Below are 12,366 nucleotides of genomic sequence, written 5' to 3'. Positions count from 1 at the left end.
CCTGGTCGTCCGGCGCTGTGAAGGTCCGTGAAGGGCTCCTTGAAGGAATCTGATTCCCTCAAGGAGCCCTTCACGGACCTCTGCGGCAGGCCAGCCACACGGCCCGGCTGATGTTCCGCGTCGCTGCGGCGGGGCCGCACGCAGCTGGTGCTGAGAAGACCCGATCGGGGCGGCGTCAGTCCTCGACCAGCGCGGCGGAAGTGATGCGGTGCAACGGATACCGCTCATGATTGGCACCCTCTAACACCCCGCCGCCGACCCGCAACGGACGCACCACCCGCTGGCTCGCCGTGCCGCGCGAATCGACGAAACCGATCCACACCTCGCGCTGCTCAAGCGTCGCGCGGGAAAGCAGATCCAACGTCGCCGTCGTGTCCGCACCGCCGCCACCAGGCGCACGTACCGTCGAACCCCGCCGCCGGGCCGAAGCTTGGTCTCCGGCGCGCAGATTCGACACGATCCGCGTCGCTTGGTCGTCGGTCAGCACCGCCTGCTCGCCCGGCCGGGCCCGAGCCGCGCGGGCGCGGGCGGGCAGTCGACGTCCGGTGGGTCGCAGGTCGACTACCCGGCCGTCCGGGCCCTCCGCCGCAGGGGCGAAACCCGCGCCGCGCAAGGCTTCCAGTACCTCAGCCAGAGGTGCGGAGCTGATCAGCACCGTGGGGGCGATCAGTCGCAGGTCGTACTCCGCGGCCACTGGATGAGCGAGTACCTCGGCGAGCAGCGCCTCGTCGTCGCAGCGCAGGAACGATCCCGCGGTGCCACCGCGCAAACGTCCGTGGCGGCGGGCGACGTCGTCGATCAAGTACGTGAGGCCTTGCGGCACCGGCGTCGCCGACTTGTCGCGGAACATCGCGTGCAGCTCGTCCGCGGTCCGCCCGGTGTCGAGCGCGCGCCGCACCGAAGGTTCGGTGATGCGGTAAACCGTTGCGTGCCCAGCGGATTCGACGTCCGCGACCGCGGCCATGTCGGCCGCCAACTCCGGCTCCAGCGGGCCCGGCGCGACGACGGTGAGGTCTGCCTGCACGAGCACGTGGTCGACCGGCGCGGGCAGTGCGTCGTGCATCGCTTCGACCGCGCCGGGGCGGTCGTCTTCCAGCAGCAACCGGGTGGCGGTGGTGAGGGCGCCGAGGCCGACGAGGCCCAGTGCGGTCGCCTCGGCCATCGTCCAACGCACGGTTTCGTCGCGTAACCGGCCACCCCGCCGGGGCGCGCGCCAGGCCAGTACGGCGACCAGCTCGTCGATGCTTTTCACGCCTGCGCCTGGGTTCAGCGCGGTCAACGCAGTGAGCACGCGATGCCGCGAAACCGGCGCGAGCGGGCGTCGCAGCTCTTCGGACAACGGTGCGATCGGCTTGTCTTTCGCGTCCCGGCCACCGGCGAGACCGGGCAGTCGCGGCAGCTCCAGCCACGCCTGCGCGAGCGTCATCCACCGCTGCACCGACGGCGACGCGAGCCAGCTGTCGGTGAGCATGGTGGGCACGTACTCGGGGGCGGTGTTTTCGCTGTCCGCAACGAGTCCCGCGCCGACAACCAGCTCCGCGAGCAGCGTCGCACGGGTCTCGTCGACTTCGAGATCCTTGGCGACCTTCTTCAGCTCGCGTACCCCGAGCCCGCCCGCCTTGAGCACCGGCGGCGGCGAATCCGACCACATCCGCAGCAGGGATTCCGTCTGCCGCAACAACTCCATGGCCTCGCCGGCGGCGGTCTGGTCCACTGTGTCCGTCCGATGTGGATGGACGGGCAGCTCCGGCTCGATCAGCGTGTCCGGCTCGAACGCGCGGCCGCCGCGCAGCAGCAGGCCGAGTTCGCGGGGAAGTTCGACGGTCTGGTCGTCGCGGCGCAGCAGCAGGCCGCGCGCGAGGAGCTTCTGCACCGGCGTGGCCGCGTCGGACAGGCCGACGTCGAAGCTCGCGTCGCGGGTGCGGCCGATGGGCGGCCCGGCGGCGAGCGCGGTGAGCACGGCGCGCTCGTCCTCGCCGACCTCCGCGAGCCGTGCGTCGATGTCGGTGGCGGCGAGCGCGGGAGACGGTGCGCCGAGCCCGGCCGGGAACGGACCGAGCGCGTCGCGGGCCGCGGGTGGCACCCGCAGCTCGTCGTCGGCGCCCCAGACGAGCGCCCGAGCGCGCAGCCGGGCGAGCGGTTCGCTGACGTCGCGGCCGATCAGCGCCGTCACCGCGGAGACCGGCGTCGGCTCGAGGTCGGCACCGGAGACCAGCAGCGCGTCGATCACCGCGAGGGTGAATGTGTCGAGGTCTTCGCAGGCGCGGGCGACCGACCCCGGCGTGCCCGCGCGGGTGGCGAGCACGGTGGTGTCGGACGGAGGAGGGGTGGACAGATCGCGACGTGTGCGCAGCAGTTCGGCGAGTGCGTCGTCGGACTCCGCACGCAGCCAGTCCGCCAGAGAGGTCGCGGGCATAGACATCCAGGATACCGGGCGGGTGCGCGCGCACGAGACGTGTTCGGGCAGACTGTGGTCGAGTTTGCCGGACGAGGGCCTCGGAGGAAGCAGTGGCGAAGGGCGACAAGCAGAGCAAGGGCATCGACCCGACGTGGCCGGGCGAGCCGGGCGAGCACCCGGTCACCGAGCTGTCTTCGGACCGGCAGGGGGCGCTTTCGCCGTTCGGCGACCTGGCCTTCCCGCTCGAGCAGGTGCCCTATGTGCACCCGGAGACCGAGATCAACCGCTGACCTGCGGACCGCGTCCGGGAGCGCCGCGAGCCGCGGCGCCCCGGACCTGAAGTTACTGGTCAGTCACCCGGTTGGGGTGTGGTGGCGCGGGTCACCGGACTAGATTCGAGCCGTCCTAACCCACTCCACCAGCGGGGAGTACGTGTCATGCCGGTTCCCGGTCCCGGATATTCGATCACCGTCCGGGTCGAGGCCCCGGCCTCGTCCACGGCCGCGGGCGATCTCACCACCGCGGTCGGCCGCGTCGGCGGCGTGCTGACGGCGTTCGACGTCGTCGAATCGCACGCGGACACGATCGTGATCGACATCAGCGCCAACGCGCTGTCGGAAAACCACGCGCAGGACATCACCGCGGCGCTCGATTCGCTGCCGGGCGTGCGCGTGCGCAAGGTCTCGGACCGGACGTTCCTGATCCACCTCGGCGGCAAGATCGAGGTCAGCCCCAAGGTCGCGCTCCGCAACCGTGACGACCTCTCCCGCGCGTACACGCCGGGTGTCGCCCGCGTGTGCCAGGCGATCGCCGCGAACCCCGAGGACGCGCGCCGGCTGACCATCAAGCGCAACACCGTCGCGGTGCTCACCGACGGCTCCGCGGTGCTCGGCCTCGGCAACATCGGCCCGGCCGCCGCGCTCCCGGTGATGGAGGGCAAGGCGGCGCTGTTCAAGAAGTTCGCCGACGTCGACGCGTGGCCGGTCTGCCTGGACACCCAGGACACCGAAGAGATCATCATGATCGCCAAGGCGCTCGCGCCGGTGTACGCGGGCATTAACCTCGAGGACATCGCCGCGCCGCGCTGCTTCGAGATCGAGAAGCGGCTGCGCGAGCAGCTGGACATCCCGGTCTTCCACGACGACCAGCACGGCACCGCGATCGTCGTGGTCGCCGCCCTGCGCAACGCGCTGCGCGTGGTCGGGAAGAACATCGAGGACTGCAAGATCGTGGTCAGCGGCGTCGGCGCGGCGGGTTCGGCGATCATCCGCCTGCTGCTGCGCAAGAACCCGGGCGACATCGTGGCCGCCGACATCGACGGCATCGTCTACCCCGAGCGCGGCAACCTCGACGACAACCTCACGTGGATCGCCGAGCACACCAACAAGGACCGCAAGTCCGGCACCCTGCACGACGCGCTGGTCGGCGCGGACGTCTTCGTCGGCGTCTCGGCCCCGAACCTCTTCGGCGCGGAGCAGGTCGCCACGATGAACGACGACGCGGTCGTCTTCGCGCTGGCCAACCCGGACCCGGAGATCGACCCGCTGGAGGCGCAGAAGCACGCCGCGGTCGTCGCCACCGGCCGCAGCGACTTCCCGAACCAGATCAACAACGTGCTGGCGTTCCCCGGCGTCTTCCGCGGCCTGCTCGACGCCGCCGCGCACAACATCGACGACAACATGCTGCTGGCCGCCTCCGACGCGATCGCCGACGTGGTGGACAACGGCAAGCTCAACGCGTCGTTCATCGTGCCGAGCGTGTTCGACAGCGCGGTGGCCCCGGCAGTGGCGGAAGCGGTGCGCAACGCCGTCCGCGCCGAACGCGCCGGCTGACCCAGCCTCGTTCCGTCCGTGAAGGGCTCCTTGCGGGAATCAGATTCCCGCAAGGAGCCCTTCACGGACTTTGGGCGAAGTTGCGCAGTAACCTCGCGGCGTGAGTGAACTCAGCCATGTCGACGAGTCCGGCGCCGCCCGGATGGTCGACGTTTCCGGCAAGACGGCGTCCGCGCGCACCGCGCTCGCCGGCGGGACCGTCCACACCACGGCGGAGGTCGTCGGCCTGCTTTCGGCAGGCGGCCTTCCCAAAGGCGACGCGCTGGCGACCGCGCGGATCGCCGGGATCATGGGCGCCAAGCGGGTGCCCGAGCTGATCCCGTTGTGCCACCAGATCGCGCTGTCCGGGGTCAAGGTGGAGTTCGAACTGGACGGCGCCGCGGTCCACATCAGCGCGACGGCCAAGACCAAGGACGTGACCGGCGTCGAGATGGAGGCGCTCACCGCCGTCGCGGTCGCCGGGCTGACGCTGCACGACATGATCAAGGCTGTCGACCCGGCCGCCACGCTCGACAACGTGCGGCTGCTGCGCAAGGACGGCGGCAAGACCGGAACCTGGGAGCGGCCATGAGCACCGCGCGCGTCATCGTCGCGTCCAATCGCGCCGCACGGGGCGTCTACGAGGACAAGACCGGCCCGGTGCTCGTCGCCTGGCTGGCAGGCCGCGGCTACGACGTGCCGCCGCCGGTGGTCGTCGAGGACGGCGACCCGGTGGGCGTCGCGCTGCGGGCCGCGGTCGCCGACGGCGTCCAGGTGATCCTCACGACCGGCGGCACCGGCATCTCGCCGACCGACCGGACCCCGGACGTCACCCGCGCGGTGCTGGATTACGAGCTGCCAGGCGTCGCGGACGCGATCCGTGCGGCCGGGCTGCCGAAGGTGCCCACCGCGGTGCTGTCGCGCGGCGTGGCCGGAGTGGCGGGCCGAACCCTCGTCGTGAACCTTCCCGGGTCGAGCGGCGGCGTGAAGGACGGTCTACGGGTCCTGGAGGACATCCTCGACCACGCGGTGGACCAGCTCGCCGGTGGCGACCACCCGCGCGAGACGGTGCAGGCTGGTCCCGCTGTCCGGATCCTGCGGGCGAACGTGAGCGACCAGCCGCTGTCGGTCGAGGAGCACGCGCGGCTGGTGGAGGACGACGCGGCGGGCGCCGTGGTCACGTTCTCCGGCGTGGTCCGCGACCACGACGGCGGCAAGGGCGTGCGCGATCTGACCTACGAGGGCCACCCGAGCGCGGGCGACGTGCTCGCCGAGGTGGTCAACGACCTCGCGGCGCGCTGGAAGGGCGTGCGGGCGGTGGCGGTGAGCCATCGCGTCGGCGCGCTGACGATCGGCGACGTCGCCCTCGCCTGCGCGGTCGCCGCCGAGCACCGCGGGCAGGCGTTCACCGCGTGCGCGGAACTGGTGGACGAGGTGAAGGCGCGGCTTCCGGTGTGGAAGCACCAGCACTTCACCGACGGCACCGACGAATGGGTCAACTCGCCCTGACCCCCTCGTGAGCCCGGACACGACGAAGGGCCCCACCGCCAGGGGATTGACGCGGTGGGGCCCTTCGGACGTTCTGTCACAGCAGTCGCTGCGCCGGAACCAGCCTCACGAAGAGGCTCGGATTCACTTGGTGGCGAGCTTCTGGCCGACCACGATGAAGTTCGCGTTCGACACGTACTGCTTGTTCAGGTCCTGCAGCTTCTGGAAGCCGCCCTGGACGCCGTGCTCCTTGGCGATCTTCGAGAGCGTGTCGCCAGCCTTGACGGTGTAGTCACCGTTCGGGTTGGAGTTCGCCACCAGCGCGGCCACCGGCTGGGTGACCTTCTTCGGGGCGACGCTCTTCGGGGTCGCCTTCTTGGTGGCGGTGCTCTTCTTCGGGGTCGCCTTGTGCGAGGAGGCCGAGCTGCCGGCCTTCTTGCTGCACACCGGCCACGCGCCGGGGCCCTGGCCCTGCATGACGCGCTCGGCGACGGCGATCTGCTGGTCACGCGACGCGCCCTGCGGGCTGCCGGTGCCGCCGTAGGCCTTCCAGGTGCTCTGGGTGAACTGGAGACCGCCGTAGTAGCCGTTTCCGGTGTTGGTGTTCCAGTTGCCGCCGCTCTCGCACTGCGCGATGGCGTCCCAGTTGGTCGCCGACGCGGGGGTCGCGGCGATCGCGAGAGGGGCGCCGACCGCGATACCCGCGACTGCGACACGGGCGATGGTGCGGGTGGCAGCGGACATCTTGCGGTGCTTGCCTCGGTACGACATGTGAAGACTTCTCGATTCCTGCGCCTACGAGCTTGCTGCTGCGGGTCGGGTTGGGAGCCCGTCCGCCCGTTGCCGGGCGGCTGACGCGGACGTCGCACGACGCGCCGTCTTCGTCCCCTCGTCTCTGTCCGGAAATGCTTTCGCTCGGGGTATGGGTCCGGGGATCCGCTGGACAGAGCTGGGCGCTACGGATTCCCGGTGTTGCTTGGTCGGTCGGGGCCAACCGAAAAGCGACGGTACGTAATTCCGAGCGTGATCGGAAATCATTCGAGGTGTGACCTACGTCACAGTAACGGCACGCAACCTCGCTCGACCCGCTTGTTTGCGCTGGTCAGAGCGCCGTTATCTGGCCGTTTTCTAGCCGAGATATTTCACGGATCGTGAGGCTTGGGTCACGTCGATAACGCGTCAAGGGGCCATTCGCAGCAGATAAGAGCGGGCACTCTAAACCACTGGTCAACCGTCGGCCACTGTCTGCGGAGTGGTTCTTTGAGGTGCCCGAATACGCCGTGAGCGAAACACTTCGGAGAGTAGGGATAAAGAGTGCCGACCGCTCAGCGCGCCAGTGCCGCCATTCGCCGTGGTCCGGACCAATCGGCCGGAACTGGCGGCTCCGCCGTTCAGTGCGGCGCTCAGCCGGGCGAACGGGGGCTTTCCGGCAGCTCATCCGCCGGCGAACGGCGGGAGGACGTCCAGATGGGAGCCGTCACTGAGCGCGCGGCCGCGATCGCGGACCGCCACCTCGTTGACCAGGAAGCTCGCCGCGTCGAGCACGCGGGAAAGTTGCCCGGGGTGCAGCTCGCGCAGCGCCTGGACGGCGTCCGCCACCGTCGCGCCGCCCGCCAGCTCCACCTTCTCCTCTTCCGTGCCCGCCGCGGCCCGTGCCGAAGCGAAGTACCGGACGACGACTGTCACCGGGGAAGAAGAGGACAGGGAAGGGGAGGTCATGGCTCAGCCGCCGATCGCGCTCATCGGCCGGATCGGCTGCGCGAAGCCGGCCTCGTTGATCTCGTGGCCCGCGAGCTTGCGCCACATCGTGTCGCGCCACGCGTCCGCCACCTCGTCATCGCGCGCGCCCGCGCGCACGAGGGAACGCAGGTCCGTCTCGTCGTTCGAGAACAGGCAGGAGCGGACGGCTCCGTCGGCGGTCAGCCGGGTGCGCTCGCAGGCGGAGCAGAACGGCCTGGTCACCGACGCGATCACGCCCACGTCGCCGGGGCCGCCGTCAACCAGCCAGCGCTCAGCGGGCGCACCGCCGCGCGGAGCGGGGAACGGGCTGAGGGTGAAGGCCTCGCCGAGCATCGCGAGGATCTCCTCGGCGGTGATCATGTCGCGGCGGTTCCAGCCGTGCTGCGCGTCGAGCGGCATCTGCTCGATGAACCGCAGGTGGTAGCCCTCTTCGAGGCAGAAGCGCAGCAGCGGCACCGCCTCGTGCTCGTTGTACCCGCGCATCAGCACGGAGTTGATCTTCACCGGAGACAGCCCGGCGTCGCGGGCGGCGGCGAGGCCGGCCAGCACGTGCGGCAGCCGGTCGCGGCGGGTCAGTTCGGCGAAGCGCTCGCGGTCGATGGTGTCCAGCGACACGTTGATCCGGTCGAGCCCGGCCGAGACGAGGCCGGGGGCGCGCTTGGCGAGCCCGATCCCGTTGGTGGTCATGGACACTCGGGGACGCGGTTCGAGCGCGGTGATCCGCTCGACGATCTGCTCGAGTCCCGGGCGCAGCAGCGGTTCGCCGCCGGTGAGCCGGATGTCGGTGACGCCGAGCATTTCCACCGCGATCCGCATCAGCCGGACCAGCTCGTCGTCGGAGAGCACCTGGTCGCCGGGCATCCAGTCGAGCCCCTCGGCGGGCATGCAGTACGTGCAGCGCAGATTGCACCGGTCGGTGAGGGAGACCCGCAGGTCCGTCGCGACGCGGCCGAAGGAATCGACAAGACCGGGGTGCTCGGGCCGGGGCGTGCCGGACGGGCCTCGGTTGCCGGGGACGCGAGGAAACCCGAGATGTACTGCTGTCATTACGCTCAGGATAGCTTGCACGGTCGGAAAAGGCAGTCTTGCGAAAATCCTGGAAACCACCCTCGGTTCCGATGTGGAGGCACTCGGTGAGCACCGCTGAGACGAATGGTGAGCTGACTCACTTCGCGGCGCTGGCGGCTCAGCTGCGCACGCACACCGTCCTCCGGCACGCCCGCGACGCCGCCCGCGAAGGGCTTTCCGCGACCGAGCTGCAGGCTCTCGAACTCGCCGGGCAAACCGCGGATTCCCTTACCCCAGGCCGAATCGGGCAGCTCACCGGCTTGTCGACAGGTGCGGTGACCGGTGTGCTCGACCGGTTGGAGAAGGCCGGTCTGGTGCTGCGCGAACGCGACCGGACCGATCGCCGGAAGGTGCTCGTGACGATCACCGAGGCGGGCCGCGAACGGCTCGACGCGATCTCCGGACCGGAGCTCGGGCGGCTCGCCGAGGTGCTCGCGGAGTTCACTTCCGCAGAACGGAAAGTCCTCGGGCGTTATCAGTTCGCAATGCTCGAAGCGTTACGCGAAAATGCGCACCCCGCATAGCTTTTCCGCATCTGCGGGGATAATGTTCCGGCCATGCCGCAATTTCGGTTGTCCGAGGCCGCTCGGCTGCTCGGCGTAAGCGACGACACCGTCCGCCGGTGGGTTCGCGCGGGTCAGTTGACCGCGACGGACGACGCCGCCGGCCGCAAGGTCGTCGACGGCGCTCAGCTCGCCGGGTTCGCCAGGGCGCAAGCGTCCGAACCGGACGATCCGTCGGCGGTCGGCCGCTCCGCCCGCAACCGCTTCGTCGGGCTCGTCACCGAGGTCGTCGCCGACAAGGTGATGGCGCAGGTCGAACTGCAGTGCGGGGCGCACCGAGTGGTGTCACTGATGAGCACCGAGGCGGTCCGCGAACTCGGGCTGCGCCCGGGCGTGCTCGCGGTCGCCGTGGTCAAGGCGACCACCGTCGTGGTGGAAACCCCGGAAGGATCCAGATGAAGAAGCTCGCCCTCGCCGTCGCCGGAACCGCGGCGATCGCGTTGTTCGCCGGTGCCTGCAGCTCCGGCGACCAGCCCAGCTCCAGCCAGGGTGGGGGCTCCGCGTCCGCCCCCGCTCCGGGAAGCGGCACGCTGACCGTGTTCGCCGCGGCCTCGCTCACCGAATCCTTCAACGTGCTCGGCAAGCAGTTCGAGGCCGCGCACCCGGGCGTCAAGGTCACCTTCGACTACGAGGGTTCCTCCGCGCTCGTGCAGAAGCTGGACAACGGGGCCAAGGCCGACGTGTTCGCCTCGGCCGACCAGAAGAACATGGACAAGGCCGTGCAGGACGGCGTGATCGACGGCCAGCCGACGGTGTTCGCCACCAACAAGCTCGCGATCGCCGTGGCCAAGGGGAACCCGAAGGGCATCAAGACCTTCGCCGACCTGACCAAGCCCGGCCTGAACGTGGTGGTGTGCGCGCAGCAGGTGCCGTGCGGCGCGGCCACGCAGAAGGTCGAGCAGAGCACCGGCAAGGCGCTCAAGCCGGTGAGCGAGGAGACGAACGTCAAGCAGGTGCTGGCCAAGGTCCAGTCGGGCGACGCCGACGCCGGGCTGGTGTACGTCACCGACGCGACGTCGGCCGCGGGCAAGGTGGACAAGGTCGACTTCCCGGAGTCCTCGGGCGCGGTGAACCAGTACCCGATCGCGGTGGTGAAGAACGCCCCGCAGGCGGCGCTGGCGAAGCAGTTCAACGACTTCATCCTTGGCGCCGAGGGCAAGGCCGAACTGGCCAAGATCGGGTTCGGCCCTGGCAAGTAAGGCGGGCGCGGCGGCCGAGACCCGGCCGCCGCACGCCCGGGTGCCCCTGATCCTCTGGATCCCCGCCGTCGCCGCGCTCGCGCTCGTGGTGCTGCCGGTCGTCGGCCTCCTGGTGCGGTCCGATCTCACCCGGCTGCCGTCGCTGCTGGTCACGTCCTCGTCGCTGAACGCGCTCCGGCTGTCGCTGGTGACCGCCGCACTGTCCACAGTGGCCTGCGTGCTGCTCGGCGTTCCGCTGGCGATCGTGCTGGCCCGCTCCCGGGTGCCGGGGGTGCGGATGCTGCGGTCGATCGTGCTGCTTCCGCTCGTGCTGCCGCCGGTGGTCGGCGGCCTGGCCCTGCTGTACCTGCTGGGCCGCAAGGGTTTCCTCGGCATCTTGATCAACTGGCTGACCGGCGAGCAGGTGCCGTTCACGACGGCCGCGGTGGTGATCGCGCAGACGTTCGTCGCGATGCCGTTCCTGGTCGTCAGCCTGGAAGGCGCGTTGCGCGGCTCCGGCGACCGCTACGAGCAGGTCGCTTCGACGCTCGGCGCGCGCCCGTGGACGGTCTTCCGCCGGGTCACGCTGCCGTTGCTGCTCCCGGCGCTGGGCTCCGGTGTGGTGCTGAGCTTCGCCCGCGCGCTGGGGGAGTTCGGCGCGACCATCACGTTCGCGGGCAGTCTGGAAGGTGTGACCCGGACGCTGCCGCTCGAGGTCTACACGCAGGCCGAAGTGGACATCGACAGCGCGGTCGCGCTCGCGTTGCTGCTCATCGCGGTCGCGGTCCTGGTGATCGCGGTCGCGCGGCCGCGGTCGTGGGAAGGCGGGCTGCGGTGACGCTTTCCGCGAAGCTGGCGCTGACCCGCGGCGAGTTCTCGCTCGACGTCGAGTTCACCGTGCCCGGCGGCTCGGTGCTCGCGCTGCTCGGCCCCAACGGCTCCGGTAAGTCCACGGTGCTCGGCAGCCTCGCCGGTCTGCTGCCGGTGAGTTCGGCCGACGTCACGCTCGCCGACCGGCGGCTGGCCGGGAACGGCGTCGACCTGCCGCCGCACGAACGGCGGGTCGGGCTGTTGTCTCAGGACGCGCTGCTTTTCCCGCATCTGTCCGCAATGGACAACGTCGCGTTCTCGCCGCGCTCGACCGGTACCAGCCGGGCGGAGGCGCGGGAGATCGCCTTGCGATGGCTGGGCGAAGTGGACGCGGCGGAATTCGCGAACCGGCGGCCGAGCCAGCTGTCCGGCGGGCAGCAGCAGCGGGTGGCGATCGCGCGGGCCTTGGCGTCCGCGCCGGATCTGCTGTTGCTGGACGAACCGTTCGCCGCGCTCGACGTGGACTCGGCGCCGGCGATCCGCGGCCTGCTGCGCCGGGTGCTGCGCGACGGCCCGACCACCGTGCTGGTCACGCACGATCCGCTGGACGCGCTGGCCTTGGCAGACCACGTGGCGGTGATGAATGGCGGCCGGATCGTGGAACGCGGGCCGACGCGGGAGGTGCTCGCGGCGCCGCGGACGGCTTTCACCGCGCGGATCGCTGGGCTGAACCTGGTGTCCGGAGTCGCGGTGGCGGACGGATTGCGCACGCTTTCAGGCGAGGTGGTGACGGGTTTGCTGACGCCGGACACCGTGGTGGGCGAGGCGGCCGTCGCGGTGTTCGAACCGAACGCCGTCGCTGTTTACCCGCACGACGGCGAGCACCAAGGCAGCCCGCGCAACACGACCGACGCCGTCGTCGCGGCACTGGAACCGCACGGCCCGGTGATCCGCGTCCGGACCGAGGGCGACGGCTGGGCACACGGCCTGACCGCCGACCTCACCCCGGCCGCGGTCGCCGAACTCGCCCTGGAGCCCGGCTCGGCGGTGGCGTTGTCGGTGAAGGCCGCGACCGTGTCGGTGCATCCGGCCGCGGCCTCCTGACCCGCGCTGGCTCCACGAGGTTTTCTCCGCAGTTGTTGTGTGCGGCCATGCCTCGACGGAGATCCGATGCCAGGGACTTAAGGCGGCGCTGCGGGTGCGGTTTGCCCAGGTCGGAGGATCTGGGCGGGGCCAGGCGTCCGTGAGGGGAACCCTGAGGGACTCAGCTCGCGCTGGTCCACGATGAACGCTTCGGGATCTGGGGCGGA

13 protein-coding genes are annotated in these 12,366 nt (G+C 70.5%); 9 read left to right on the top strand and 4 right to left on the bottom strand.

What is annotated here, in order from left to right; genetic code table 11:
- Positions 1-175: 175 nt before the first annotated feature.
- Complete coding sequence (locus ABZX37_RS48235) at positions 176-2,416, bottom strand: helicase-associated domain-containing protein (RefSeq protein ID WP_354751071.1); 2,241 nt, start codon at positions 2,414-2,416, stop codon at positions 176-178.
- 92 nt (positions 2,417-2,508) lie between these two features.
- Here ABZX37_RS48235 and ABZX37_RS48230 point away from each other — a divergent pair, with 92 nt between their 5' ends.
- From ABZX37_RS48230 to ABZX37_RS48215, 4 genes are all read left to right on the top strand, one after another.
- Positions 2,509-2,688 carry a hypothetical protein gene (locus ABZX37_RS48230; RefSeq protein WP_037807827.1) on the top strand — a complete coding sequence of 60 codons (180 nt, stop codon included), beginning with the start codon at positions 2,509-2,511 and terminating at the stop codon, positions 2,686-2,688.
- A 147-nt stretch (positions 2,689-2,835) separates the two neighbouring features.
- A complete protein-coding gene (locus tag ABZX37_RS48225) occupies positions 2,836-4,230 on the top strand; it encodes an NAD-dependent malic enzyme (RefSeq protein ID WP_354751070.1) in 1,395 nt (464 codons plus the stop codon).
- Positions 4,231-4,330: 100 nt separating this feature from the next.
- Positions 4,331-4,801, top strand: coding sequence for a cyclic pyranopterin monophosphate synthase MoaC (gene moaC / locus ABZX37_RS48220; RefSeq protein WP_354751069.1), 471 nt, complete (start codon positions 4,331-4,333; stop codon positions 4,799-4,801).
- The gene (locus ABZX37_RS48215; protein WP_354751068.1) at positions 4,798-5,718 is read left to right on the top strand and encodes a molybdenum cofactor biosynthesis protein MoaE; all 921 of its coding nucleotides are present in this window, start codon (positions 4,798-4,800) and stop codon (positions 5,716-5,718) included. Before moaC ends, ABZX37_RS48215 begins: the two co-directional genes overlap by 4 nt.
- A gap of 123 nt (positions 5,719-5,841) precedes the next feature.
- Here the strand turns inward: ABZX37_RS48215 and ABZX37_RS48210 are convergent, their stop codons facing one another.
- From ABZX37_RS48210 to moaA, 3 genes are all read right to left on the bottom strand, one after another.
- Positions 5,842-6,468 carry a transglycosylase family protein gene (locus ABZX37_RS48210; RefSeq protein WP_354751067.1) on the bottom strand — a complete coding sequence of 209 codons (627 nt, stop codon included), beginning with the start codon at positions 6,466-6,468 and terminating at the stop codon, positions 5,842-5,844.
- A 663-nt stretch (positions 6,469-7,131) separates the two neighbouring features.
- Complete coding sequence (locus ABZX37_RS48205) at positions 7,132-7,416, bottom strand: MoaD/ThiS family protein (protein ID WP_354751066.1); 285 nt, start codon at positions 7,414-7,416, stop codon at positions 7,132-7,134.
- Positions 7,417-7,419: 3 nt separating this feature from the next.
- Entirely contained in the window at positions 7,420-8,484 is a 1,065-nt protein-coding gene (moaA, locus tag ABZX37_RS48200) for a GTP 3',8-cyclase MoaA (RefSeq protein ID WP_354751065.1), read from the bottom strand.
- An 86-nt stretch (positions 8,485-8,570) separates the two neighbouring features.
- On the opposite strand from moaA, the gene ABZX37_RS48195 reads away from it, so the two are divergent.
- The 5 genes from ABZX37_RS48195 to ABZX37_RS48175 are packed head-to-tail and all read left to right on the top strand — an operon-like array spanning position 8,571 to position 12,160.
- Positions 8,571-9,029 (top strand): MarR family transcriptional regulator, encoded by a 459-nt coding sequence (locus ABZX37_RS48195; RefSeq protein WP_354751064.1) that lies wholly within the window; start codon positions 8,571-8,573, stop codon positions 9,027-9,029.
- 33 nt (positions 9,030-9,062) lie between these two features.
- A complete protein-coding gene (locus ABZX37_RS48190; RefSeq protein WP_009083933.1) occupies positions 9,063-9,467 on the top strand; it encodes a helix-turn-helix transcriptional regulator in 405 nt (134 codons plus the stop codon).
- Positions 9,464-10,267, top strand: a complete 804-nt coding sequence (gene modA, locus ABZX37_RS48185) for a molybdate ABC transporter substrate-binding protein (protein WP_354751063.1) — start codon at positions 9,464-9,466, stop codon at positions 10,265-10,267. The genes ABZX37_RS48190 and modA overlap by 4 nt, the downstream gene beginning before the upstream one ends.
- A 49-nt stretch (positions 10,268-10,316) precedes the next feature.
- Positions 10,317-11,084 (top strand): ABC transporter permease, encoded by a 768-nt coding sequence (locus tag ABZX37_RS48180; RefSeq protein ID WP_354751072.1) that lies wholly within the window; start codon positions 10,317-10,319, stop codon positions 11,082-11,084.
- The gene (locus ABZX37_RS48175; RefSeq protein WP_354751062.1) at positions 11,081-12,160 is read left to right on the top strand and encodes an ABC transporter ATP-binding protein; all 1,080 of its coding nucleotides are present in this window, start codon (positions 11,081-11,083) and stop codon (positions 12,158-12,160) included. Before ABZX37_RS48180 ends, ABZX37_RS48175 begins: the two co-directional genes overlap by 4 nt.
- Positions 12,161-12,366 lie beyond the last annotated feature (206 nt).

Origin of the sequence: Amycolatopsis sp. NPDC004079, assembly GCF_040610415.1 — a bacterium.
In the GTDB taxonomy this organism is placed as follows: domain Bacteria; phylum Actinomycetota; class Actinomycetes; order Mycobacteriales; family Pseudonocardiaceae; genus Amycolatopsis; species Amycolatopsis halotolerans.
This window is presented reverse-complemented; position numbering and strand designations above follow the sequence as displayed.

Coding starts and splice junctions, on each gene's coding strand:
- ABZX37_RS48235 (WP_354751071.1), bottom strand. CDS start 2,416: ATGCCCGCGACCTCTCTGGCGGACTGGCTGCGTGCGGAGTCCGACGAC.
- ABZX37_RS48225 (WP_354751070.1), top strand. CDS start 2,836: ATGCCGGTTCCCGGTCCCGGATATTCGATCACCGTCCGGGTCGAGGCC.
- ABZX37_RS48215 (WP_354751068.1), top strand. CDS start 4,798: ATGAGCACCGCGCGCGTCATCGTCGCGTCCAATCGCGCCGCACGGGGC.
- ABZX37_RS48210 (WP_354751067.1), bottom strand. CDS start 6,468: ATGTCGTACCGAGGCAAGCACCGCAAGATGTCCGCTGCCACCCGCACC.
- ABZX37_RS48205 (WP_354751066.1), bottom strand. CDS start 7,416: ATGACCTCCCCTTCCCTGTCCTCTTCTTCCCCGGTGACAGTCGTCGTC.
- moaA (WP_354751065.1), bottom strand. CDS start 8,484: ATGACAGCAGTACATCTCGGGTTTCCTCGCGTCCCCGGCAACCGAGGC.
- ABZX37_RS48190 (WP_009083933.1), top strand. CDS start 9,063: ATGCCGCAATTTCGGTTGTCCGAGGCCGCTCGGCTGCTCGGCGTAAGC.
- modA (WP_354751063.1), top strand. CDS start 9,464: ATGAAGAAGCTCGCCCTCGCCGTCGCCGGAACCGCGGCGATCGCGTTG.